We start from the raw sequence: 20238 nt of genomic DNA on the forward strand, positions 1-20238 counted from the left end.
GGCTTTACGCGCCCGTTGCCCTCACTCTGGGTAGTGATGGGAACGGCGGATGTCGTGCGGACGGGGGACGGCCGTGCATTGCGTGTTCGGACCCCGGCGACGTCCCGAGCCCTTTCGAAGCAGCAGCGGCATTCCGACTCAGGGAGGTTCTTCGTGGAGTTCTGGCAGTCCACCCCGTCCGAGGCCCCGCCCCCTCAGCTGGACCCCTACCGCTTCCCCGGCGCCGACGCCGTCCAGCCCGCCCCCCACCGCACGCCGCCCCAGAGCCGCCGCCCCGGCGACATGGACTGGCTCCTGCCTCCCTGCGGCGCAGAGCGCCCGGGTGAGCACGGGCCGACGAACGAAGCGCACCACGGCCGGTCCCTGACGCCCGTGGACCGGCGAAGGCTGGACCTGCAAGCCGCGCTGACGGCCGCGGGCATTGCACCGCTCCCCGGTGACATGGAATCCATCTACATCCTCTCGGCGCTCGACGACACGACCCACGCAGCCGTCGTCCGGTGGATCACCGCCAACCGTTGAGGGCCCTCCGGTGACTTGACAGCCCCGTCCGCGGGCCGAGTCCTCGTCTGTACCGCCCGGACGCGCAGTGCCAGTGCCGGGCGGCGGCCGGTCCGGGGACATCAGGTGGCGAGGGTGGCCACCGGCTCCACGCCGTAGGTGAGGGCGTAGCCGTTCTCGGTGCCCACGAGCAGGTCCACGACGGTGAAGTAGCGGTCCCAGAAGGGGGTTTCACGCAGCGCGTCGATCAGCAGCCGGTAGGCGTCGTGGTCGTCCGCCTCCCAGACCCAGACGTCGGTGACCCGCGCCGAGTAGAACTCCGTGTCGTAGAAGCGGGAGCGGACGCCCCGGGTGCGGGCCTCGATCACCGGGACGACCTCGGTGGTGAAGGCCTGGACGCGTTCGGCCACGGTCATCGCCAGCCACTCGGGCGTGGTCTTGACGGGTATGAACGCGGTGACCGGCGGCTCGGTTCGGTCAGCGGGCATCGGTCGCCTCCGGTGTGGTGGCGAAGACGGCGGGCTTGAGGGTCTGGGCGCACCACTGGGCGAATCCGGTGGCCGGGGCCGCCTGTGGCGAGCGGTCGAGGCCCGAGTCCAGGCCCTGGTCCTTGGCGCGCTTCATGTCGACCACGCCGTCGACGAACGCCTCGGCGAGGCCGTAGCCGAGCAGGGTGGACCGCAGCTCGTCGAGCGGCTGACGCCGGTAGCGGACGGGGCGGCCCAGCTCCTCGGTCATGATGCGGGCCAGGTCTTCGGGCGACAGGTCCTGTGGGCCGAGCACGGGAACGCTGTCGACGCCCTTCCAGGAACGGTCCAGCAGCAGCCGGGCCGCCGTCGCGGCGATGTCGGCGACGGCCACCAGCGGGGCCGGGCGATCTGCGGCCACGGTGTCGGTGAAGACACCGTTCTCGCGGATCGAGTCGGCCTCCTCCAGCAGGTTTTCGAAGAAGGACGGGCTGGCCAGGGCGCGATAGGCGACGCCGGAGCCGGCGATCAGGTCGTCCATGGCGAGCGAGGCGGTGACCAGACCGGCGCGGGCGGCCTGCGGAGTGCCGCGGCCGAGAGCCGAGACGCCGACGACATGGCCGACGCCGTGGGTGGCGAACGCCCGCGCGGCGGGGCGGGTGAAGCCGCTGTACGCCTCGTCGGGCGTGACCGAGGCGTCCGGCGGCACCAGCCAGAAGACGGCGTCGGCCCCGGTGAAGGCGCGCTCGACGCTCGCGGCGTCGCCGTGCGAGCCGGTGACCACCTCGACCTGTCCGCGCACGCCCTCGGGGAGCCGGGCGGGGTCGCGGACCACGACGCGCACCTTCTCTCCGCATGCGGGTGCGGCCTCGACCAGCAGTGACAGCAGCTGCCGGCCGATGTTCCCGGTGGGGGCGGTAATGACGATCATGAAAACCTCGCGGTCTGTGTCGGATCGGTACGCCCCCTCATCGTGCGAACCCGAACCGCATTGCCACAATGGGAACTTCAGCAACGGATCATTACCTGAAACGGAATCATGCAGGTGAGCAGCCCAGTCCCGAACCTCGACGCCAACCTCGCCGTCGCCCTCGACGCCCTGCTGACCGAGCAGAGCGTCACCCGGGCCGCCGCGCGGCTGCGGACCTCACCCGCGGCGATGAGGCACCCTGGCCCGGCTGCGCCGGGTGCTCCAGGACCCGCTCCTCGTACGGGCGGGACAGGCGATGGTGCCCACACCCCGTGCCGAGGCGCTGCGGGACGAGGCCGCCGCGGTGGTGCGCGGGCTGGAGGCGCTGCTCACCCCGAGCGGCGCGATCGACCCCGCCGCGCTGCGGCGCACCTTCACCGTCCAGGCCTCGGACCTGGTCGGCGCGGCGCTGGCCCCGGGGCTGCTCGGGCTGGCCCGGCGCCGCGCCCCGGGCGTCTCGCTACGGGTGCTGGCCGAGGAGTGGGAGGCGGGCCCCGCCCTGCGCGAAGGCCGGATCGATCTGGAGATCGGGGCCATCGACCACGTCGACCCCGAGACCCGGGTCGAGGAGCTGGTCACCCTGCGGATGACGGCCGGCGTCCGGGCCGGGCACCCGCTCGCCGAAGGAACCCTGACGCCCGCCAGGCTGGCGGCGGCCGAGCACGTGGCGGTCAGCCGCCGGGGACGCTTCACCGGCCCGCTGGACGCGGCCCTGGCCGAGCAGGGGCTCAGTCGGCAGGTCTCCGCCGTCCTGCCCGGACATCTGGCGGCGATGGCGCTGGCCGCCGTCGGAGACGTGGTCTGCCTGGTGCCGGCCGCCCTGCCGGGCGAGGCACCCTCACCACTCAGCGACGCGGCGCACGCGCTGGGGCTGCACCTGCTGGACATTCCGCTGCCGCTGCCACCGCTGACGATCGGCATGGCCTGGCACCCGCGCCACACCGCCGACGGAGGCCACCAGTGGCTGCGCGGCGCCGTACGCCAGGTGCTCCGTCCGGCCGGCGAGGTGTAGCCGCGGCGCGGGCCGGTACAGCCGCGGCGCGGGCCGCGCACCCGCAGGCCTCCGCGCAGGGCCGACGACCGGCCCGATGGCAGCAGGGCGTGGCAGGGCAGGGCATGGCATCGCTCGTGCGTACGCGGCGGCCGGGCAGCTGTTCTTCAGGGCCGGTCGGGTCCGCGACGGGGCAGCGTCTGGCTGTAGACGACACTGGTGGTCGTGCTGCCGAAGCCGGCCAGTTCGTCCATGAGCGTCTCCAGATGTTCCATGGAGGTCGCGGCCACCTTCAGGGTGTAGCAGTCCTCTCCGGTGGTCCGCAGGCACTCCAGGATCTCCCGCCGCTCGGCGAGCAGCCGGCGCAGCGGCTGGTGGTGGTTGCCCGGGTACTTCAACCGGACGACGGCGAGGACGGGGTAGCCGACCTTGGCCAGGTCGACCACCGCGTGGTAGCCGGTGATCACTCCCGTCGCCTCCAGGTGCCGCACCCGTTCCGTGGTGGCGGACGAGCCGAGACTCACGCGCCGCCCCAACTCGCTGAGGGAGATACGGGCCTCCCTTTGCAGCTCGCCGATGATCGCCCAGTCGGTGTCGTCAAGATTCACGGCCATATCGCAAATCTACCGGGAAACAGCCGGGAGAAGGCAGGAGATAGCAAGAGAAGCACCTTCCGAACGTCTTGATCGCCGGGATAGCCTCCGATCATGCAACTTGGCGTCAACGTACCGAACTTCGGGCCCGGGACCGATCCGGGCATGCTCCGCGCGTGGGCGAGGATCGTGGAGGGGCTCGGCTTCGACCTCCTGATGGTGTCGGATCACGTGGCCGTCACCCCGGACGTGGCCGGTCGCTATCCGGCGCCGTTCTACGAGCCGTTCACCACGCTCTCCTGGCTGGCCGGAGTCACCAGCAGGGTGCGGCTGGGCACGACCGTGCTCGTACTGCCCTACCGGCATCCGCTGCTCGTGGCGCGCATGAGCGCCAATCTGCAGGAGCTCAGCGGCGGCCGGCTCGTGCTCGGGGTGGGCGTCGGCTGGGCGCGTCAGGAGTTCGACGCGCTCGGCGTGCCGTTCGCCGCGCGCGGCAGGCTGACGGACGAGCACCTCGTCGCCCTGCGGAAAGCCTGGCGCGAGGAGGCCCACGGTCACACCGCCCCGATTCCCGTCTGGGTCGGCGGCAACAGCGAGGCGGGGATCCGGCGCGCCATCAGGTTCGGTGACGCCTGGCACCCGCTGCGGGGCACCCTTCCCTGGATGCGCGCGGTCCTGGCGAACCACTCGCTTCCGGCGTTCGCGCCCCGCATCGCCCTGCGGCTGACCACCCCACCGATCGACGATCCCGAACGGATCGCGGGCACCGGCTCCCTGGAGCAGATCCTCGACGACCTCGACCAGCTGCGGCGCCTCGGGGCCGACACCGTCGTTCTCGACCCGTACCACGGCGACCCGGGGGAGACCCGTCGTCCCCACGCCGCCTGGCAGGCGCTCACCGCCGTGGCCACACACTGGAGGACATCATGATCACCACCGCCGACGAGGACCTCCTGCGGCGGGCGATCGCCGTCGCCGCCCGTGCCGCCACCCTGGGCGACGCGCCCTACGGCTCCCTGCTGGCCGGCCCGGACGGAGCGATCCTCGCCGAAGCCCACAACACGGTGCGCCGCGACAACGACATCAGCGCCCACCCGGAGTTGAAACTCGCCCGCTGGGCGGCCCGCGCACTCGACCCCGACACGGCCGCCCGCACCACCATGTACACCAGCTGCGAACCGTGCGGCATGTGCGCCGGCGCCATCGTCCGCTCCGGACTCGGCCGTGTCGTCTACGCGCTCTCCACCGAGCAACTCGTCGAACTCAACCCGGAGTCAGGTACCTGGCCGACGCCGGTGAAGGACGGCCCGGCCCTGTTCGCCGAGGCGCGCGCTCCCATCGAGGCCTCCTATCGGCCCCAGCGGTGAGAGCCGTTCGGCAACGGCCCTCACCGGTCCCGTCCTGCGCGCGTCGATCACCTGCCGACGTGCCCGATCGTGTGTCCGTGGGGTTGGATGGCGCTGTGGCGAGACGCAGCAGGACGAGGGAGCAGCGGCCGGCCTTCGGCATACCGAAAGAGGTCATCCTGCTGACGGGGACGGACGTGTGGCCCTTCACGGTCGTGTGCGAGGGCTGGGGTGGCGGATGCGGCAAGATCCGCATGACCTCCGACGCGTCCCCCGAGGACGTACAGAACCGGGTCTTCACGGAGCTGGCGGACTACACCCGCACCCACCACGGCGTCGAGATCGAGGTTGCCTGGTCGGTCCTGCCGCCGGATTCGTGGGTGGGTCACATGCGGCGGGTCGTCACGGAGGAGCCCGTTCCGCCGCGAGCGACACCTGAAGCCGGCTGACCGGGTCGGGGCGCCCTGGACCCGTTCGCCCGCCTTCGGCCCCGTACCGAAGGCGCTGGGCGGTCGCGGGGACGCGGGGCCGCGGTGACGCGGCGGCGCGGTGACGCTCAGGCTTCGGAAAGGAGCAGCGGAAGCTTGCGCATGTCGTCGAACACCACGGTGTCAGGGCCCTCGAGCCACTCGGCGGGGGTCAGGCCACCGGAGTAGCCGAGCGACCGCATGCCGGCCGCGCGGGCGGCCTGGACTCCGTACTTGCTGTCTTCGACGACGATGCAGGCCGAGGGTTCGACCCCCATGCGCCGAGCCGCGTGCAGGAAGAGATCGGGGGCGGGCTTGCCGTGAGCGACCTCGGCGGCGCTGAAGATGCGGCCCTCGAAGTGCGCGTAGATCCCGGTGTGGCCGAGGGTGTGCCGCATCTTCTCGTGACTGCCGCTCGACGCCACGCACGTGGGAAGGGTGATGGCGCCGAGCGCCTCGCGAATGCCGTCGACCGGGACGAGTTCGGCATCGACGGCCACGCGGTGGAGTTGTTCGAACCTCGCCTGCCAGGCAACCGCCCGGCTCGAGCCCAGGCGAGTGGCGATCTGCTCGCCGATGGACGCGTTCGACCGGCCGACGAACCTGTCCATGACCTCGGCTTCCGTGAGGGGCCATCCCAGCTCGGCGCCCACGGCGACCTGCACGCGCACGGCGATCCGTTCGCTGTCGACGAGCACGCCGTCGCAGTCGAATATGACGAGTTCAATCGGAGTGACCATCGGGACAGGATAGGCAGGGGTGGTACCTGCCGGTGATGGGCTGCGGCTCACATCTGTTCCCGCCCTTGCCTAACCCATCGAGAATCGATAGATTTCCATCGCAATTCGATGGAGGGATGGGTCATGGGGAAACTGACGGTACGTGCGCTGCGCGCCGTGCTCGTGGTGGTGCTCGTCGGCACCGTGTTCGTGCAGGCGTCGATGGTGTGGGCGCTGGCCACCGACCCCGAGGACGGGTCGCTGCCGTTGACCCCGCTGCGCGTGATCACCATCCTGGGCGTGGTGTCCGTCCAGGTCGCCCTGGTCTGCGTATGGCGGCTGGTGTCCATGGTGCGACGCGGAACCGTGTTCTCCCACGCGGCCTTCCGGTACGTGGACATCGTGATCGGCGCGATCGTGGCCATCGCCCTCCTGTGGTTCGCGGTCACGGCCCTCAATGCGCCGGGCCAGCGGGAGGACCCGGGCGTCACCGTCATCATGGGCGGGATCGGCTTGGCCGTCCTGGGGGTCGCGCTCGTCGTCCTCCTCCTGCGGATGCTGCTCGCCCAGGCTGTCGCGCGCGATGTCGAAGCGGCGCAGATGCGGGACGAGTTGGACGAGGTGATCTGATGCCGATCGTCGTCGACATCGACGTGATGCTGGCCAGGCGGAAGATGTCCGTGGGCGAACTCGCGGACCGTGTGGGGATCACACCGGCCAACCTGGCGGTGCTCAAGAACGGCCGTGCCAAGGCGGTGCGCTTCGCGACGCTCGCCGCGCTCTGCGAGGCACTCGAATGCCAGCCGGGCGACCTGCTGCGCTGGGAGGTCGAGGGCACCGCGGGCGGCTGACGTCGTACGACGGCGGGAGCGAAGGTGCCCGACGAAGAAGCAAGGCCGGCCACCCGCAGGACCGGTGGCGGGTCGGGGACCCGGGGGTGTGGCGGGCGTCAGGGGCATCGGGGGCGTCAGGGCGTGGAGGTCCAGCCCTCCCGGTGGAGTCGATCGAATCCGTCCAGGAGGAGGTCCAGGGCGAACTCGAACTCGAACAGGTCGTCGCAGCCCGGGCCGACGACGGACCGCCGGTCGTGGGCCACCGCCCGGGCCAGCTCGGTGACGTGGGGATAAAGCCGGGCCATCGCCTCGTACGCGGCCGCCTGCACCCCGTCGTCCTGCGGTGCGGTGCTCGTGTTCGCCGGATCGTCGAACAGCTCCTCGGTGAAGCCCAGCACCCGGCTGCCGAGGGCGTGCATCACGTGGTGGGTGAGGTCGGTGGAGAAACCGCCGGCCCGGAACATGCCGATCACGGAGTCCAGGTACGCGAGCACGGCCGGCGTCGGGCTGGTGCGCGACCGGATCACCTGGGCCGCCCAGGTGTGCGCCAGGAGGGCGGCGCGCGCCCCGAGGATCCGCCCGCGGACCGCGCTCTTCCAGTCGGATCGGGGGGCTTGGCCGCCCTCGATCCCCGCGAAGGCGACTTCCACCATGCCGTCCAGAAGCTCTTCCTTGTTGGCCACGTGCTTGTAGAGCGCCATCGGCACCACGCCCAGATCCTGGGCGAGTCGGCGCATGCTCAGCGCCTCGATCCCGGCGGTGTCGGCGAAGGCGACGGCGGCGCGGAGCACCCGGTCCCGGCTCAGGGGGGTCCGGCGGGGTTCGTGTGGCTGCTCGGGCATGGGGGCTTCTCCCTCGATCCGTTCCCGGGGTGGCGCGGGCGGGGTCCCGCCTTGACGAGTGTACGGCGTACACCTACTGTGGGCGCCAGCTGCCTGGTGTACGCCGTACACCAGCTGAGGGAGGGTCGGTTCCACATGAGGTCATCCAGGAGGACCGCGATCGTCGCGGGGGCGCTGTTCCTCGTCACGGAGGTCGCCGCGATCGCGGGGCTCACGCTCTACCGCCCCGTCCTGCACGACGCCGGGTACGTCATCGGCTCCGGCGCCGACCCCCGCGTGTTCCTGGGGGCGCTGTGCGAGTTCGTCCTCGCGGTGGCGGTCACCGGCACCGGGGCCGTGCTGTTCCCGGTCCTGAGGAGGCGGAACGAGGGGGCCGCCGTCGCCTACGTCTGCGGGCGCCTGCTGGAGGCGGCCGTCATCGTCATCGGCATCATCAGCGTGCTGTCGGTCGTGACGCTCAGGAGGCAGGCCGAGGGTGCGGCGGGCATCGACGAGGCCTCCCTGGTCACGGCCGGTCGGGCCCTCGTGGCCTTCCACGACTGGACGTTCCTGTTCGGTCCCAACTTCGTCCTCGGTGCCAACACCCTGGTGCTGGCCGGCCTGATGTACACCTCGCGGCTCGTGCCGCGGTTCATCGCCGTCCTGGGGCTGGTCGGCGGGGCGATGATCTGCGCCTCGGCGACCGCCGTGCTGTTCGGGGCGTACGAGCAGGTCTCGGCGGCGGGGTCGCTCGCGGCCCTCCCCGTGTTCGCCTGGGAGGTGACGCTCGCCGTCCGGCTGCTGGCCAAGGGCTTTGACGAGGGGGGCGGAGAGAGCGCGCACGACAGCGCGTACGACGGTGCGCGTGACAACGCCCGGGGCGACGACCTGGGTGACTCCCGGGGCGACGCCGACGCCGCCGCCGGTGCCCGCGTGGGCGCCGACGCCGGGTGACGGTTCCCCAGGCCGACGGAGACGGACCCCGGAAGGCCGACGCGACGGACCGGGGCGGCTGCGACCGTGGGGCCGGGCCGGGCCGGGGCGGGCCGGGGCGGGGCGGGGCGGCGGTGGAGGCCGGCCGTCACCCCGGCCCGCGGTCGTGTCAGACGCGGTGCACGGTGTGCAGTTTCCTGGCGTAGGTGCCTGTTCCGTCGAGGAGGGACGCGCCGCCCAGGTCCGACATGGTGGGGCCGTTGTTGGTCTTGCGACTGGAGAGGAACCGGCGCTTGCCGGCGGTGTCCAGGCCGAGGTAGATGCCGACGTGGTCGACGGTCACGGTGACCGTGTCGTCGCCGGAGTCGGCGTTGAACAGGAGCAGGTCGCCGGGCTGGAGCTGCTGCGCGGCGGGCGGGTTCGTGCCGTCCGTCTGGTCGATCCGGGTGCCCGGGGCGTAGTCCACCATGTGGCGGGACTTGCGGGGCATCCTGGTCTTGGAGGTGTCCTCGCCGGCGGCGAGGGGGACGCCCAGGTGGTAGCCGTACACCATGCGCGTGTAGCCCGAGCAGTCGAGGTTGCCGACCTGCTTGCTGGACGGACCGGTGTAGGTGCCGTCGGGGAACGTCCAGCCGAGGTTCATGTACTCGTGGAAGTCCGCGCCTTCGTAGCGGTAGCCCTGCGGGTCCAAGTACCCGTAACCAGCCTCGCCCATGACCTGCTTGCCCGCCGCCGGCGCCGCGGCGGTCGTCACGGGGGATGCTCCGGCCAGGAACGTCGCCGCGTGGGCCAGGACGTCGGGGCTCGGGGATCCGGCCCAGCCGCGGATGGTCCGTTCCAGGGCCGAGGTCCAGGTTCCGTCGAAGGGCTCGGGCAGGACGCGTACCCAGGTGTTGTGGGTGACGGACGGCGGCTGCTGCCACGTCGCGGCGTCCACCTGGAAGCGGCTCACCACCAGTTTGACGGGCAGGTTGGTGCAGCCCTGGTTGGCCAGTGCGCGCAGGCCCACGCGCCCCTTGGTGTAGGTGGAGTCCGTGACGTCCACGGCCCACGCGGCGGGCTCGGCCGTGTCCGTGCGCCAGGCCTTGACCTGGATACGGGTGCCTTCGCGGCGCACGCGGATCGTCCAGTTCGTGCCCGCGGGAACCGCGGTGGCGAGGGTGGTCGTGCCGGCCAGCTGGGTGACCGTGTCCGCGACCTCCTTCTCTACGCGCAGCTCGACCGTGCCCGACGTCAGGAAGGACAGCCTGGCCCGGTAGTTGTTGTGGGTGTCCTGGTAGCCGAAGGACAGCGCGTACGAACAGGCCTGGCCGGTCGGCACCTTGTCGAACTTCGCGACGGCCCGTACATCGACGTCGGTGATCTCGTCGTCGCGAAGGGTGGCGTGGCGGCTGGCGTAGTCGGTGCTGAGCGCAAGGGTGGCGCTGCCCGGTACCACCGAGTAGTCGGTGTCTGCAGGCCCCAGCGTGGACCAGCTGCCGCCACCGGGGGAGGTGCCCCAGTACTTGCGGTCGGCCGTCGGCAGGGTCACGTCCGGGAGGGTGCGCTGAAAGTCGTCCACGAAGGACTTCTTGTTCTCGGTGAAGGTGCGCTCGGGGCCCGTCAGTACGACGGTGCGCGCACCTTCGGTCAGGACCGCGACGCGCTGAGCGCCGGAAGTGATCTCCAGGCGTTGCGGTGTTCCCGGCAGCACGCTGGTGGTGAACGAGCCGAGGGCGACCTGGGTGAAGAAGGCGGGGTCCACCGGTCCGATGGCGACGGACGAGCGCGGAGAGACGAGGGACGCGGGAGCTGTGGCCACGGCCGGGAGGAGCGACCCGCGTGCGGGAGCGGCCGTGACCGACGTTCTGGGCGAGGCCGCGGCGCTCATGGAGCCGAGTGGGACCGAGGCGGCAGCGGTGGCGAAGACGGCAAGCACATTGCGTCGGGAAGTGTGTGACATGCGGTAATGATCCGATCGTGGCGTCCATCAGCGGCCGTCGCCCCCCATGGGTGCCCCAATCATGTGGATTGTGTGCTGGCTGGCCGGGGAGGAACGGGATCCACAGGCGGGGGAGGGCAGCCCCGCGCGGCGGAGCTGCCTGCGCAGGTCGCGCCGCGACCAGGCGCTGCCCACCGTCACGCCGTCGATGCTCACCGCGCGCAGACCGCGTGCGTCCGGGGCCTCGGCCAATACCCTGCGGGGTGCTCACGGAACCAGACTCACGAGCCCGCCCGGGCGCGCACGCGGGGTCACTGCACTCGCCGAAGGCCTGACCGATCGGCCTGTGCGGGGGCACCCCGTATGCCACGAGAAGCACGCACGGGTGCGTGGGCAGGGGCGTGGACGGGCGGACGACGTCCCGTACCGGATCGTTCGACAGCGGAGAGTGATCGGACGCCCGCATCCCTGCGAGCGGCTGCCGGCCGGGCGGAGGCCTGCCGCTCCGACCGTTCAGAGGGAAGATGGGACGGTGGGAGACCGACGGCAGGAGCTCGGTGCCTGCGGTCCGGCCTCCGGTACGGGCTGATGCCGACCGGTCAGCGGAAAGGGCACCCGGGTGAGTACGTCCGATGCATTCCGAGCCGAGGTCGGCGGAGCGTTCGGGGTCCCGGCGCCCGGCGGGCTGCTCGACGTGCTGAACCTGGCCGCGGTGGTGCTGGACGACAGCGGGCGGATCGTGTTGTGGAGTCCGCAGGCCGAGGACCTGTTCGGCTACTCGTCCGGCGAGGCGCTGGGCCAGTTCGCGGCCCGGCTGCTCGTCGACGAGCAGCACCTAGACCTCGTGACCGAGCTGTTCGTCCGCGTCATGGAGAGCGGGCGGAGCTGGGCGGGCGGCTTCCCGGTCAGACGCAAGGACGACAGCACCCGGATGGTGGAATTCCGCAACATGCGGCTGCAGGACGAACGGGGGGAGGCCTACGCGCTGGGGATCGCCACCGATCAGGGAACGCTCCGGCGCGTGGAGCGAGACCTGGCGCTGTCCTTGCGCCTGATCTCCCAGTCACCGATCGGTCTGGGAGTCCTGGACACCGAGCTGCGGTTCGTGCTGGTCAATCCGGCACTGGAAGGCATGGACGGCCGCTCCGCCCCGGGCCACGGCGGGCTGACCACGGCGCAGACGCTGTCGTTCCTGAGCGGGGACGCCAACGAGTCCGCGATGCGCCAGGTCCTGGCCACAGGTGTTCCCTTGCTGGACCGTTTCACCGTGGGGCGCACCGCTGACGACCCGGGCCAGGAGCACGCCTGGTCGGTTTCGTTCTACCGACTGGAGGACCCCGCCGGACACGTGCTGGGTCTGGCCACCTCGGTGGTGGACGTCACCGCGCAGCATCTGGCGGCCGCTGACGCCGCTCGCGCACGAGGCCGCCTGGCACTGGTGGCCGACGCCTCGGTGCGGATCGGCACCACCCTCGACCTGGAGCAGACGGCCAGGGAGCTGGCCGAGGTGTGCGTACCCGAAGTGGCGGACCTTGCCACGGTGGACATTCTGGAGGACGTCCTGCAGGGCCAGCGAACCACCGGTGTGGTGACCGGCCCCGCACGTTTCAGAGCGCTGGCGGTGGTGGCGGCGTACCCCACCGAGGCCCTGCGGGCCCCCGACCCCGTCGGAAGCCTCGCCCAGTACGACACCGACCGTGTCGTCACCCAGTGCGTGAACACCGGCCGTCCCGTCCGGGAGGCGACGCTGACCGTTCAGGACCTGCCGCGCATCGCCCGGGACGAGAACGCGGCCGCGCTCCTCGCCGCGGCCGGCGTCCACTCCTACCTCGCGGTACCGCTGATCGCCCGCGGCCAGGTGATCGGTGCCCTGGGTCTGATGCGGGCGGACAACCCGGCTCCGTTCGATGACGACGACACCACACTGGCGGGCGAACTCGCCGCCCGCGCGGCCGTGTGCATCGACAACGCCCGCTGGTTCCAGAGCCAGCGTCACGCGGCGCTCGCTCTCCAGCGCAACCTGCTGCCGAACCGGCCCGAGAACCGGCCCGGCCTGGACATCGCCCATCGCTACGAACCCGCCGGCGCCACGAGCGAGATCGGCGGTGACTGGTTCGACGTCATCCCCCTCCCCGGTGACAAGACCGCCCTGATCATCGGTGACGTCATGGGCAGCGGCATCGAAGCCGCCGCCACCATGGGCCAGCTGCGCACCGCCACCCGCACCCTGGCCCAGCTCGATCTCGACCCCGCCCAGGTCCTGCACCACCTCGACCAGGCGACCGCGAGCATGGAGCACACCATCACCACGTGCGTGTACGCCGTCTACGATCCCCACGACCAGCAGTGCCACATCTCCGTGGCCGGCCACCTGCCCCCGGTCCTCATGCACCCCGGGCGGCCTCCGGAACTGCTCGACCTGCCCACCGGCGCCCCCCTCGGTGTGGGCGGCGTCCCCTTCCACACCACCCGCCTCGACCTGAGCCTCGGTGACCAGTTCGTTCTGTACACCGACGGACTGGTGGAAACCCGCGACCGGTCCCTCGACGAGCGTCTCGACGCCCTCCTGTCCCTGCTCGCCGGCCCGCAACGCAACCTGGAGGACACATGCGACCTCCTGCTGCGCCGGCTGCGCCGCCCTGGAGACCACGACGACGTCGCGCTGCTCATCGCCCGGTTGCGGGCGGAGCCGCCGACCGCTTCGGCGCATGCCTGACCGGCAGCTCCAGAAGTGCGCGCCGGCCGTGACGCGTCACCTGGGAGGCTCGGATCCGGTGGCGGCCTCGCGTGAAGGCGGCATGGAGGCATCGGCACGCTCTGGCTGGCCCGTCACGTCACGCCTGCCCGGGGCCGGCTGACCGGGCGACCACGAGGTTGCGACGATGGACGGCATGACCAACGTGCCGGAGAGCTTCGACCAGCCTGCAGGTCCGCGCCAGGCGAACGACTACGACAGCTTCGCCGAGGCGTACTCGGCGGAGAACGAGAACAGTCTCGTGAACGCGTACTACGAGCGACCCGCGATGGTGGCCCTCGCCGGCGACGTGGCCGGGCGTCTCATCCTGGACGCCGGTTGCGGCTCGGGCCCTCTGACCGCCGCGTTACGCGATCGCGGCGCGGTCGTCACCGGCATCGACGCCAGCGCGGAGATGGTGGCGTTGGCCGGGCGGCGGCTCGGTGACGACGCGGACCTGCACGTGGCGGACCTGAGGGACCGCCTGCCGTTCGCCGACGGTGCGTTCGACGACGTGGTCGCGTCACTCGTGCTGCACTACCTGGAGGACTGGGGGCCGACGCTGGCCGAGTTGCGGCGCGTGCTGAAGCCCGGCGGCCGGCTGATCGCGTCGGTGGACCACCCCTTCGTGGCCTACACGCTCCAGGATCCCCGGCCCGACTATTTTGCGACCACCAGCTATTGCTTCGAGTGGACGTTCGGTGGGCAGTCCGTCCCGATGAGGTTCTGGCGCAGGTCATTGCACGCGATGACCGATGCCTTCACCACCGCCGGCTTCCGCATTTCCGTCATCAGCGAGCCTCAGCCCGACCCGGCCGCCCGTGAACTGTTCCCCGACGACTTCCACGACCTTTCCACCAAGACCTGCTTCCTGTTCTTCGTCGTCGAGGTACCGCCGGGGGAGGCGGCACGCTGACGAGACCCGCCGGTGGAGGACGCGCCGCTCCGCCCGTGGTGTCGAGCTACCGCAGGCCGTTGCCGAGGGCTTCGACCGGGGCCGTGAGGGAGTGGAGGGGGTCCGGTCCTCCTTCGATGGTTCCGGTGGTGGTGTAGGAGCCGAGGTTCGCGGCCGCACTGTCCAAGGAGGCTCCGAGGGGGCTGCCGTCGGCGTGGGCGGTGCCCGTGACCGTCAGGGCCGCCCCGGCCAGGGCGATGGCGGCAAGTACGCGCTTGGTGTGGTCCATGCGCTGACAACGATCATGTCCGGAACCGGGTTACGTCCTGCCGGGCCGGGCGCAGCGGACGCAGGTGGTCGCCGCCGGCCGGATCTCCAGACGCTCGGGCGGAATCGTCTGGCCGCAGGACACGCACTGTCCGTACTCGCCTCGTTCGGGCCGTTCCAGAGCTTGGTCCAGTTCTTCCAGGTGTTCGCGCGCCTGTGCCATCAAGGCGGCCACGTGGGCCCGCTCGAAGGCGGTACTGGCGCCCTCGGGGTCGTGCTCGTCGTCGACGGCGACCAGGGCGTTCGCCGCGACGATCCCGTCGTAGTCACGACCCAGTGCGGCTGCCCGTGCGAGCGTGTCGGCGCGGTCGGCCGCGAGGCGGACGCGGGCGCCCCGGAGGGGGGACGGGCCGCGCTCGTCGGGGTCGGGGCGGGGCGCAGCGTCCATGCGTGTGTCAACGCTGCTCCACGCTGCCCGATTCCTCCGGCTAGGGGCTGTCCCGCAATCCCCGGTGGGTCGGCGCACGGCGTCAGATGCGGTGCATCGCAAGGCGGAGGAGCGCCCCCATACTGGGCGTATTCGGGCGTTCCGGCAACGCGGCGAGGTGCCGTAGCTGGCGTCGTGCGCCCGCCGGGGATTGCGGGAGAGCCCTTAGGGCGCGGTGCGGGCGTCGTCTTCCTCCGAGCGCGGCCAGTGCCGTCCTTCGAGGGCCTCGGCGCTGCGGTTGAGCCGGACCAGGACGTCCTCCAGCTCCTGTACCTGCTCGGGGGACCAGTCGGCGACCACCCGGGCCAGGCAGGAACGGTTGACCTCACGGTCCCCGGCGAGCCGGCGCCCGCCTTCGGCGGTGATGTGCAGCTTGCGGGCCATGCCGCCGTCCGGGTCCGCGACGCGCTCGGCCAGACCGCAGCGCAGCAGGGCGGCCGTCTGGCGGTTCACGGTCGAGGTGTCGAGTCCGAAGGCATCCGCCAACTGTCCGATGGACATGGGGCCTTGGGTGTCGATCCGGCTGAGCAGCAGGTACGCCGACCGCTCCAGGCGCTCGGGGTCGCGCTCGCGCCGGGCCAGCACCTGGTGCCGCGAGAGCAGCATCAGCTCCCGCTCCAGTTTCTCCAGCACTGCGCCTCCCACTCCCTCCGGCGCTCCATTATCGCGGACCCGTGCACCGGCGGACCCCTGCGGGTCCGCGGGCGGCTCCGCGCGAGACCGAGGCCAAGCCGGGAAGACGGCAATATGCATGATACATAACATGTGTACTATGCATTTCTCGTTGCCGTCCGACGAGCCGCAGCCTCACCCCGGAGGACCCGCATGACCGTCACCACGTCCACCGCCTCCCGCGCCGCCGAGATCCTTTCCCGGCCCGTCACCCTGAACGGCCTGACCGTCCCCAACCGCATCGCGATGGCTCCGATGACGCGGATGTTCTCCCCCGGCGGCGTGCCCGGCGAGGACGTGCAGGCGTACTACGCCAGCCGGGCCGCCGCGGGTGTGGGCCTGATCGTCACCGAGGGCACCTACGTCGGCCACGAGTCCGCCGGGCAGAGCGACCGCGTGCCGCGGTTCGAGGGCGAGGAGCAGCTGGCTGGGTGGGCGAAGGTCGCATCGGCCGTGCACGAGGCGGGCGGCACCATCGTGCCCCAGCTCTGGCACATAGGCATGGTGCGCAAGCAGGGCGAGGCACCGTACGTCGACGCGCCCGCCGTCGGCCCCTCCGGCATCCGCGTCGACGGCACCGAGGGGACCGGCAGGGCGATGACCCGCGCCGACCTCGACGACGTCATCGGGGCGTTCGCCGACGCCGCCGCGGAGGCCGAGCGGATCGGCTTCGACGGCGTCGAACTGCACGGCGCCCACGGCTACCTGCTCGACCAGTTCCTGTGGGAGCGGACCAACCGCCGCACCGACGCGTACGGCGGCGACGCGGTGGCCCGCACGAAGTTCGCCGCGGAGATCGTGGCGGCGGTCCGCGAACGCGTCCCGGCCGACTTCCCGGTGATCTTCCGTTACTCGCAGTGGAAGCAGGAGGCCTACGACGCCCGGCTCGCGCAGAGCCCGGAGGAGCTGGAGGCGATCCTGGCCCCGCTGGCGGCGGCGGGCGTCGACGTGTTCCACGCCTCCACCCGGCGCTACTGGCTCCCGGAGTTCGAGGGCTCGGACCTGAACCTGGCGGGCTGGACCAAGAAGCTCACCGGCCGGCCGACCATCACCGTCGGCTCGGTCGGCCTCGACGGGGACTTCCTCCGGGCCTTCGCCGGGGAGGGCGCGGCGCTCGGCGACATCGACAACCTCCTGGACCGCATGGAGCGCGACGAGTTCGACATGGTCGCCGTCGGCCGGGCGCTGCTCCAGGACCCGCAGTGGGCGGCGAAGGTCCTCGGCAACCGCTTCGACGAGCTGAAGCCGTACGACGCGGCGGCGCTCCGGTCGCTCAGCCGGTAGGGCCGGCCGCGCCGACGACTTCGCCCCACCTGAGCTTCGAGGGGCGGTCGCGGCGGGGGTGTGTCAGCGGCGTGGGGTAGCTTCGTCGGCACGACAGCCCGGGAGAGGCGACATGCGGATGGCTGGTGCCGAGGTCTTCTCCTGCGCCGTGTGCGGTGCTCGGCTGTCCGCGCCGGTGCGTGAGGTGCGACCACCGGCGGAGGACGAGGTCTGGACCCCGCTCGACACGCCGGTGGAGCCCTGCCCGCCCAGGATGGCGGCGGGCACCTTCGCCCGCGACCCGGAGCCCGGGCGCATCAGCTGGGGTTCACCGCCCAAGGGCTTCGGCAAGTCCAGGGCGGGGCACGGGCCGGGGGTGGACCTGCTGTTGAGCCCGGGTGACCTGGTCGGCACCACGAAGATCCTGAGTCGCTGGAGCGGCTGCTGCGGGCCGGCCGGGCACGAGGGGCCGAATCTGGCCTGCGGCGGGTGTGGGGCGGAGGTCGGGCTGTGGATCGGTGACTGCTACACCTGGCTGGAGGTCGTCCTCGACGGGCGTCTGGTCCGCCGTTCCGCGTCTGCTTGAGTGACGTGGCGTGGCAGCCCTCGGGGGGTGCGGATCCGAGCTGGAGCCCGTTCCCCGGGCAGTCGCCTCATCAGGGTGAGCGCACGCAATGAAGATGTTTTTGGGACGACCGATGAGTTTCTTCGGGCGCCGCAGTCGAAGATCATGACGGGTGTGCGGAGGCCGCGAGTACCGGGCCGAAGCGCGACCGACCTGACCTGTTGAGCCTGCCGAGACATCGGGGAACCTTCGATGCGCACTCTGATCAGCACCGCTTTCATCTCCCTCGACGGTGTCGTGGAGGGTCCGGGTGGCGAGCCCGGCTACCGCAACTCGGGATGGACGTTCAAGGACGTCGAATTCCTCCCCGAGGCATTCGAGATCAAGGGCCGTGAGCAGGAGGAGGCGACCGCGATGCTGCTGGGCCGGACCAGTTACGAGGCGTTCAGCCCGGTATGGCCTGGTATGGCGGACTTCGCCGGCTACAAGGCGATGCCGAAGTACGTCGTCTCCACCACGCTCACCGAGGACGACCTGGTGAGCGACTGGGGCCGGACCACGATCCTGCGCTCGCTCGAGGACGTCGCCGCGCTGAAGGAGACCGAAGGCGGCCCGATCATCGTCCACGGCAGCGCCGCCCTGAACCAGGGTCTTTCCGACGCGGGTCTGATCGACCGCTACCACCTGCTCGTCTTCCCGCTCCTCCTCGGCGCGGGCAAGCGTCTGTTCAGCGCCACGGACAAGGACACCCAGAAGCTGAGGCTGGTCGAGCACGAGGCCTACGCCAACGGCCTGCAGAAGAACGTGTTCGACGTCGTCCACTGATACGGCTCCACCGCTCGACCGTCCAAAGCGGGCCGCCGGGCCTCGGGCGGTGAAGTGCCGCACTGCCTGCCTCCTAACGGGTGAGGAGCGGCGGATCGGGCCGGGTGGTCCCCGGACGGGAATCCCTGCTGGGCGCCGGTGTCGCGGCGCGTGGGGTGATGCCGGCGGCCCGGGGCAGGCCGTTTCACGGAACCTGCGGCGGGTTACACGGGTTGCTATGGATACCTCTGTGACATGGGAACGTCTGGCCTGCGCGGTCCGTACCGTCCTGCCGTCCGAGGCGGGGCCGGGGCGGGTCCTGACCGCGATGGACCGCCTGGAGCGTTCCGAGCGGGCGGACCGGCTGGCCGATGCCCTGCGGGCGGTGGTCCGGGCGGTGCCGATGGGCCGGGGCCGGGACGTCCTGCACGGGCGGTGGCTGGGGCATCCCGTGCATCCGCTGCTGGTGCAGCTACCCATGGGCAGCTGGATGTCCGCCGCGGTGCTGGACTGCGTGCCGGGGCAGCAGCGGGCGGCGCGCACCCTGGTGGGGGTCGGCCTGGTGACCGCGTTGCCCGCGGCCTGGGCCGGGTGGACGGACTGGGCCGAACTGCGACGGCCGCAGATGCGCGTGGGGCTGGTGCACGCGGCGTCCAACGTGGCGGGTGTCGCCCTGTATGCCGCCTCGTTCGCCGCCCGCACCCGCGGCCGGTTCGTACGCGGCCGCGTATGGGGTCTCGCCGGGCTGGTAGCGGTGAGTGCCGGCGGAGCTCTGGGCGGACACATGGCCTTCCGGCAGGGGGCGGGCGCCAACCATGCCGAGCACATCCCTGACCTGATCGGGCCCGACTGGCAGCCCCTGGGGGAGTTGTCACACTTCCCGGAGGGCACGCCCGTACGCGCCCACGTGGGCGAGGAGCCGGTCGTGGTGGTGCGCGAGAGCGCGGGCGCGGTGCGGGTGCTGGCCGACCGGTGCAGCCACATGGGTGGCCCCCTGTCCGAGGGCGAGATCACCGACGGCTGCATCCGCTGCCCGTGGCACGGCAGCACGTTCCGCCTGACCGACGGATGGAACACGACAGGCCCGGCCACCGCTCCCCAGCCGGCGTTCGAGACCCGCACGATCGGGGGCCGCGTGGAGGCCCGTCTCCGGCAGCGGACCCGAGCGGCCGACCGGAAGGGCGTCGACGCCGAAGCCGCCCGGTAGGGCACGTGCACGCGCGGGGTCCGAGGGCCGCGTGTCTGCGGGCCGCATCTGCGCGGGTCCTCCAGCTCCGGAAGGGGTCGCGCCAGCCTCTCCGCGACCTTCGGCCGCGACCTTCGGCCGCGACCTTCGGCCGCGTCCTTCGACCGCGTCGCTTTACGCGTCCCCGCCCGGCTCGTTCTCCACGATGTGGACGGCGGCCTCCTCCGCGCTCGCTGCACCCGCGTCTATTCCGTGGTCCTCGGCCACCAGTTCCTTCGTCACGTCCGTGTGCGCGCCCTCGTCGGGAGCGGTCAGGCGGCCCGCGCGGACCGTTCCCGCCTCCGCGCCCAGGCGGGGCTCCCCTTCGCCTCCCGGTACGTCCCCCAGGCCGTCGCCCACGTCCGGAGCGCCCTCCGGCACCTCCTGTGCCAGGCGCTGGTCCAGGGACTCCCCCTCGTGCTGCTCCGCTGCGGTCGTCCCGTACTTCGTCACGCCGAGCGGCTTCTCAGGCGGCGAGTAGCCCTCGTCCAGCATGTCGTCGTACGTCCGTTCGCCCACGGCATTCTGCAGGTCCAGCGGTGCCGCGTCCCCCTGCTCGTCATTGCCGCCGGTCGGCTGGTACACGTCATCCGCTCTCTGGTCGTCACTCATCGTGTTCCTCCGATCGGATCACCCGAGTCTTCTGTTCGAGGCACCTCCAGGCGCCTTGCCGGGTTGTGCCGTTTTAAGTATCGCGGCCAGAGGCACGGGCCGGAACGCTCGGACCACCCGGGACGGGGGAGGGGCGCGATCGGGTCGAGAGC

23 protein-coding genes and 1 pseudogene are annotated in these 20238 nt (G+C 71.6%); 14 read left to right on the top strand and 10 right to left on the bottom strand.

What is annotated here, in order from left to right; translation table 11 throughout:
- The first annotated feature begins 153 nt into the window (after positions 1-153).
- Positions 154-522, top strand: a complete 369-nt coding sequence (locus tag ABZY44_RS03200; RefSeq protein ID WP_356649838.1) for a hypothetical protein — start codon at positions 154-156, stop codon at positions 520-522.
- Between the two features lie 101 nt (positions 523-623).
- On the opposite strand, the gene ABZY44_RS03205 is transcribed toward ABZY44_RS03200, so the two are convergent.
- A complete protein-coding gene (locus ABZY44_RS03205) occupies positions 624-989 on the bottom strand; it encodes a darcynin family protein (RefSeq protein ID WP_356649839.1) in 366 nt (121 codons plus the stop codon).
- A complete protein-coding gene (locus ABZY44_RS03210) occupies positions 979-1899 on the bottom strand; it encodes an NAD(P)H-binding protein (protein ID WP_356649840.1) in 921 nt (306 codons plus the stop codon). Before ABZY44_RS03210 ends, ABZY44_RS03205 begins: the two co-directional genes overlap by 11 nt.
- 108 nt (positions 1900-2007) lie before the next feature.
- Here ABZY44_RS03210 and ABZY44_RS03215 point away from each other — a divergent pair.
- Positions 2008-2950 (top strand): annotated as a pseudogene (locus tag ABZY44_RS03215) (LysR family transcriptional regulator).
- Positions 2951-3096: 146 nt separating this feature from the next.
- On the opposite strand, the gene ABZY44_RS03220 reads toward ABZY44_RS03215, so the two are convergent.
- Positions 3097-3543, bottom strand: a complete 447-nt coding sequence (locus ABZY44_RS03220) for an Lrp/AsnC family transcriptional regulator (protein WP_356649841.1) — start codon at positions 3541-3543, stop codon at positions 3097-3099.
- Between the two features lie 93 nt (positions 3544-3636).
- Here ABZY44_RS03220 and ABZY44_RS03225 point away from each other — a divergent pair, with 93 nt between their 5' ends.
- The 3 genes from ABZY44_RS03225 (at position 3637) to ABZY44_RS03235 (ending at position 5317) form a co-directional block, all read left to right on the top strand.
- Positions 3637-4452: a TIGR03619 family F420-dependent LLM class oxidoreductase gene (locus tag ABZY44_RS03225; RefSeq protein WP_356649842.1), complete on the top strand. Its 816-nt coding sequence runs from the start codon at positions 3637-3639 to the stop codon at positions 4450-4452.
- Positions 4449-4889 (top strand): nucleoside deaminase, encoded by a 441-nt coding sequence (locus ABZY44_RS03230; RefSeq protein ID WP_356649843.1) that lies wholly within the window; start codon positions 4449-4451, stop codon positions 4887-4889. Before ABZY44_RS03225 ends, ABZY44_RS03230 begins: the two co-directional genes overlap by 4 nt.
- Positions 4890-4984: 95 nt before the next feature.
- A complete protein-coding gene (locus tag ABZY44_RS03235) occupies positions 4985-5317 on the top strand; it encodes a hypothetical protein (RefSeq protein ID WP_356649844.1) in 333 nt (110 codons plus the stop codon).
- Positions 5318-5424: 107 nt separating this feature from the next.
- Here the strand turns inward: ABZY44_RS03235 and ABZY44_RS03240 are convergent, their stop codons facing one another.
- The gene (locus tag ABZY44_RS03240) at positions 5425-6075 is read right to left on the bottom strand and encodes an HAD family hydrolase (RefSeq protein ID WP_356649845.1); all 651 of its coding nucleotides are present in this window, start codon (positions 6073-6075) and stop codon (positions 5425-5427) included.
- 123 nt (positions 6076-6198) lie between these two features.
- Between ABZY44_RS03240 and ABZY44_RS03245 the strand changes: the two genes are divergently transcribed.
- Both ABZY44_RS03245 and ABZY44_RS03250 read left to right on the top strand, forming a co-directional pair.
- A complete protein-coding gene (locus tag ABZY44_RS03245) occupies positions 6199-6684 on the top strand; it encodes a DUF2975 domain-containing protein (protein ID WP_356649846.1) in 486 nt (161 codons plus the stop codon).
- Entirely contained in the window at positions 6684-6905 is a 222-nt protein-coding gene (locus tag ABZY44_RS03250) for a helix-turn-helix transcriptional regulator (protein ID WP_356649847.1), read from the top strand. Before ABZY44_RS03245 ends, ABZY44_RS03250 begins: the two co-directional genes overlap by 1 nt.
- Before the next feature lie 116 nt (positions 6906-7021).
- On the opposite strand, the gene ABZY44_RS03255 is transcribed toward ABZY44_RS03250, so the two are convergent.
- Positions 7022-7729: a TetR/AcrR family transcriptional regulator C-terminal domain-containing protein gene (locus ABZY44_RS03255; RefSeq protein ID WP_356649848.1), complete on the bottom strand. Its 708-nt coding sequence runs from the start codon at positions 7727-7729 to the stop codon at positions 7022-7024.
- Between the two features lie 135 nt (positions 7730-7864).
- Here ABZY44_RS03255 and ABZY44_RS03260 point away from each other — a divergent pair, with 135 nt between their 5' ends.
- Positions 7865-8662, top strand: coding sequence for a DUF4386 domain-containing protein (locus tag ABZY44_RS03260; protein ID WP_356649849.1), 798 nt, complete (start codon positions 7865-7867; stop codon positions 8660-8662).
- 148 nt (positions 8663-8810) lie between these two features.
- On the opposite strand, the gene ABZY44_RS03265 is transcribed toward ABZY44_RS03260, so the two are convergent.
- Entirely contained in the window at positions 8811-10583 is a 1773-nt protein-coding gene (locus ABZY44_RS03265; RefSeq protein WP_356649850.1) for an NlpC/P60 family protein, read from the bottom strand.
- A 598-nt stretch (positions 10584-11181) separates the two neighbouring features.
- Here ABZY44_RS03265 and ABZY44_RS03270 point away from each other — a divergent pair.
- Together ABZY44_RS03270 and ABZY44_RS03275 are read left to right on the top strand one after the other, a co-directional pair.
- Positions 11182-13278: a SpoIIE family protein phosphatase gene (locus tag ABZY44_RS03270; protein ID WP_356649851.1), complete on the top strand. Its 2097-nt coding sequence runs from the start codon at positions 11182-11184 to the stop codon at positions 13276-13278.
- 166 nt (positions 13279-13444) lie between these two features.
- A complete protein-coding gene (locus ABZY44_RS03275; protein ID WP_356649852.1) occupies positions 13445-14212 on the top strand; it encodes a class I SAM-dependent methyltransferase in 768 nt (255 codons plus the stop codon).
- A gap of 46 nt (positions 14213-14258) precedes the next feature.
- Here ABZY44_RS03275 and ABZY44_RS03280 read toward each other — a convergent pair whose 3' ends face one another.
- From ABZY44_RS03280 to ABZY44_RS03290, 3 genes are all read right to left on the bottom strand, one after another.
- Positions 14259-14480, bottom strand: a complete 222-nt coding sequence (locus ABZY44_RS03280) for a hypothetical protein (RefSeq protein ID WP_356649853.1) — start codon at positions 14478-14480, stop codon at positions 14259-14261.
- Positions 14481-14510: 30 nt separating this feature from the next.
- Positions 14511-14906: a TraR/DksA C4-type zinc finger protein gene (locus ABZY44_RS03285; protein ID WP_356649854.1), complete on the bottom strand. Its 396-nt coding sequence runs from the start codon at positions 14904-14906 to the stop codon at positions 14511-14513.
- Positions 14907-15110: 204 nt separating this feature from the next.
- Positions 15111-15551 (bottom strand): MarR family transcriptional regulator, encoded by a 441-nt coding sequence (locus ABZY44_RS03290; protein ID WP_356649911.1) that lies wholly within the window; start codon positions 15549-15551, stop codon positions 15111-15113.
- A gap of 219 nt (positions 15552-15770) precedes the next feature.
- Between ABZY44_RS03290 and ABZY44_RS03295 the strand changes: the two genes are divergently transcribed.
- The 4 genes from ABZY44_RS03295 (at position 15771) to ABZY44_RS03310 (ending at position 19456) form a co-directional block, all read left to right on the top strand.
- A complete protein-coding gene (locus tag ABZY44_RS03295) occupies positions 15771-16901 on the top strand; it encodes an NADH:flavin oxidoreductase (protein WP_356649855.1) in 1131 nt (376 codons plus the stop codon).
- 112 nt (positions 16902-17013) lie between these two features.
- Entirely contained in the window at positions 17014-17466 is a 453-nt protein-coding gene (locus tag ABZY44_RS03300) for a hypothetical protein (RefSeq protein WP_356649856.1), read from the top strand.
- Between the two features lie 231 nt (positions 17467-17697).
- On the top strand, positions 17698-18270 hold the full coding sequence (locus tag ABZY44_RS03305; RefSeq protein WP_356649857.1) for a dihydrofolate reductase family protein: 573 nt from the start codon (positions 17698-17700) through the stop codon (positions 18268-18270).
- Positions 18271-18577: 307 nt separating this feature from the next.
- A complete protein-coding gene (locus tag ABZY44_RS03310; RefSeq protein ID WP_356649912.1) occupies positions 18578-19456 on the top strand; it encodes a Rieske 2Fe-2S domain-containing protein in 879 nt (292 codons plus the stop codon).
- Positions 19457-19609: 153 nt separating this feature from the next.
- Here the strand turns inward: ABZY44_RS03310 and ABZY44_RS03315 are convergent, their stop codons facing one another.
- Positions 19610-20086, bottom strand: coding sequence for a DUF5709 domain-containing protein (locus ABZY44_RS03315; RefSeq protein ID WP_356649858.1), 477 nt, complete (start codon positions 20084-20086; stop codon positions 19610-19612).
- Between the last annotated feature and the right edge of the window lie 152 nt (positions 20087-20238).

The organism is Streptomyces sp. NPDC006544, assembly GCF_040611715.1.
Lineage (GTDB): Bacteria > Actinomycetota > Actinomycetes > Streptomycetales > Streptomycetaceae > Streptomyces.

What these genes read in the sequence shown, in the direction of transcription:
- ABZY44_RS03205 (WP_356649839.1), bottom strand. Translation starts at nt 989, where the DNA reads ATGCCCGCTGACCGAACCGAGCCGCCGGTCACCGCGTTCATACCCGTC.
- ABZY44_RS03210 (WP_356649840.1), bottom strand. Translation starts at nt 1,899, where the DNA reads ATGATCGTCATTACCGCCCCCACCGGGAACATCGGCCGGCAGCTGCTG.
- ABZY44_RS03220 (WP_356649841.1), bottom strand. Translation starts at nt 3,543, where the DNA reads ATGGCCGTGAATCTTGACGACACCGACTGGGCGATCATCGGCGAGCTG.
- ABZY44_RS03225 (WP_356649842.1), top strand. Translation starts at nt 3,637, where the DNA reads ATGCAACTTGGCGTCAACGTACCGAACTTCGGGCCCGGGACCGATCCG.
- ABZY44_RS03230 (WP_356649843.1), top strand. Translation starts at nt 4,449, where the DNA reads ATGATCACCACCGCCGACGAGGACCTCCTGCGGCGGGCGATCGCCGTC.
- ABZY44_RS03240 (WP_356649845.1), bottom strand. Translation starts at nt 6,075, where the DNA reads ATGGTCACTCCGATTGAACTCGTCATATTCGACTGCGACGGCGTGCTC.
- ABZY44_RS03245 (WP_356649846.1), top strand. Translation starts at nt 6,199, where the DNA reads ATGGGGAAACTGACGGTACGTGCGCTGCGCGCCGTGCTCGTGGTGGTG.
- ABZY44_RS03250 (WP_356649847.1), top strand. Translation starts at nt 6,684, where the DNA reads ATGCCGATCGTCGTCGACATCGACGTGATGCTGGCCAGGCGGAAGATG.
- ABZY44_RS03255 (WP_356649848.1), bottom strand. Translation starts at nt 7,729, where the DNA reads ATGCCCGAGCAGCCACACGAACCCCGCCGGACCCCCCTGAGCCGGGAC.
- ABZY44_RS03260 (WP_356649849.1), top strand. Translation starts at nt 7,865, where the DNA reads ATGAGGTCATCCAGGAGGACCGCGATCGTCGCGGGGGCGCTGTTCCTC.
- ABZY44_RS03265 (WP_356649850.1), bottom strand. Translation starts at nt 10,583, where the DNA reads ATGTCACACACTTCCCGACGCAATGTGCTTGCCGTCTTCGCCACCGCT.
- ABZY44_RS03275 (WP_356649852.1), top strand. Translation starts at nt 13,445, where the DNA reads ATGGACGGCATGACCAACGTGCCGGAGAGCTTCGACCAGCCTGCAGGT.
- ABZY44_RS03280 (WP_356649853.1), bottom strand. Translation starts at nt 14,480, where the DNA reads ATGGACCACACCAAGCGCGTACTTGCCGCCATCGCCCTGGCCGGGGCG.
- ABZY44_RS03285 (WP_356649854.1), bottom strand. Translation starts at nt 14,906, where the DNA reads ATGGACGCTGCGCCCCGCCCCGACCCCGACGAGCGCGGCCCGTCCCCC.
- ABZY44_RS03290 (WP_356649911.1), bottom strand. Translation starts at nt 15,551, where the DNA reads ATGCTGCTCTCGCGGCACCAGGTGCTGGCCCGGCGCGAGCGCGACCCC.
- ABZY44_RS03295 (WP_356649855.1), top strand. Translation starts at nt 15,771, where the DNA reads ATGACCGTCACCACGTCCACCGCCTCCCGCGCCGCCGAGATCCTTTCC.
- ABZY44_RS03300 (WP_356649856.1), top strand. Translation starts at nt 17,014, where the DNA reads ATGCGGATGGCTGGTGCCGAGGTCTTCTCCTGCGCCGTGTGCGGTGCT.
- ABZY44_RS03305 (WP_356649857.1), top strand. Translation starts at nt 17,698, where the DNA reads ATGCGCACTCTGATCAGCACCGCTTTCATCTCCCTCGACGGTGTCGTG.
- ABZY44_RS03310 (WP_356649912.1), top strand. Translation starts at nt 18,578, where the DNA reads ATGGACCGCCTGGAGCGTTCCGAGCGGGCGGACCGGCTGGCCGATGCC.
- ABZY44_RS03315 (WP_356649858.1), bottom strand. Translation starts at nt 20,086, where the DNA reads ATGAGTGACGACCAGAGAGCGGATGACGTGTACCAGCCGACCGGCGGC.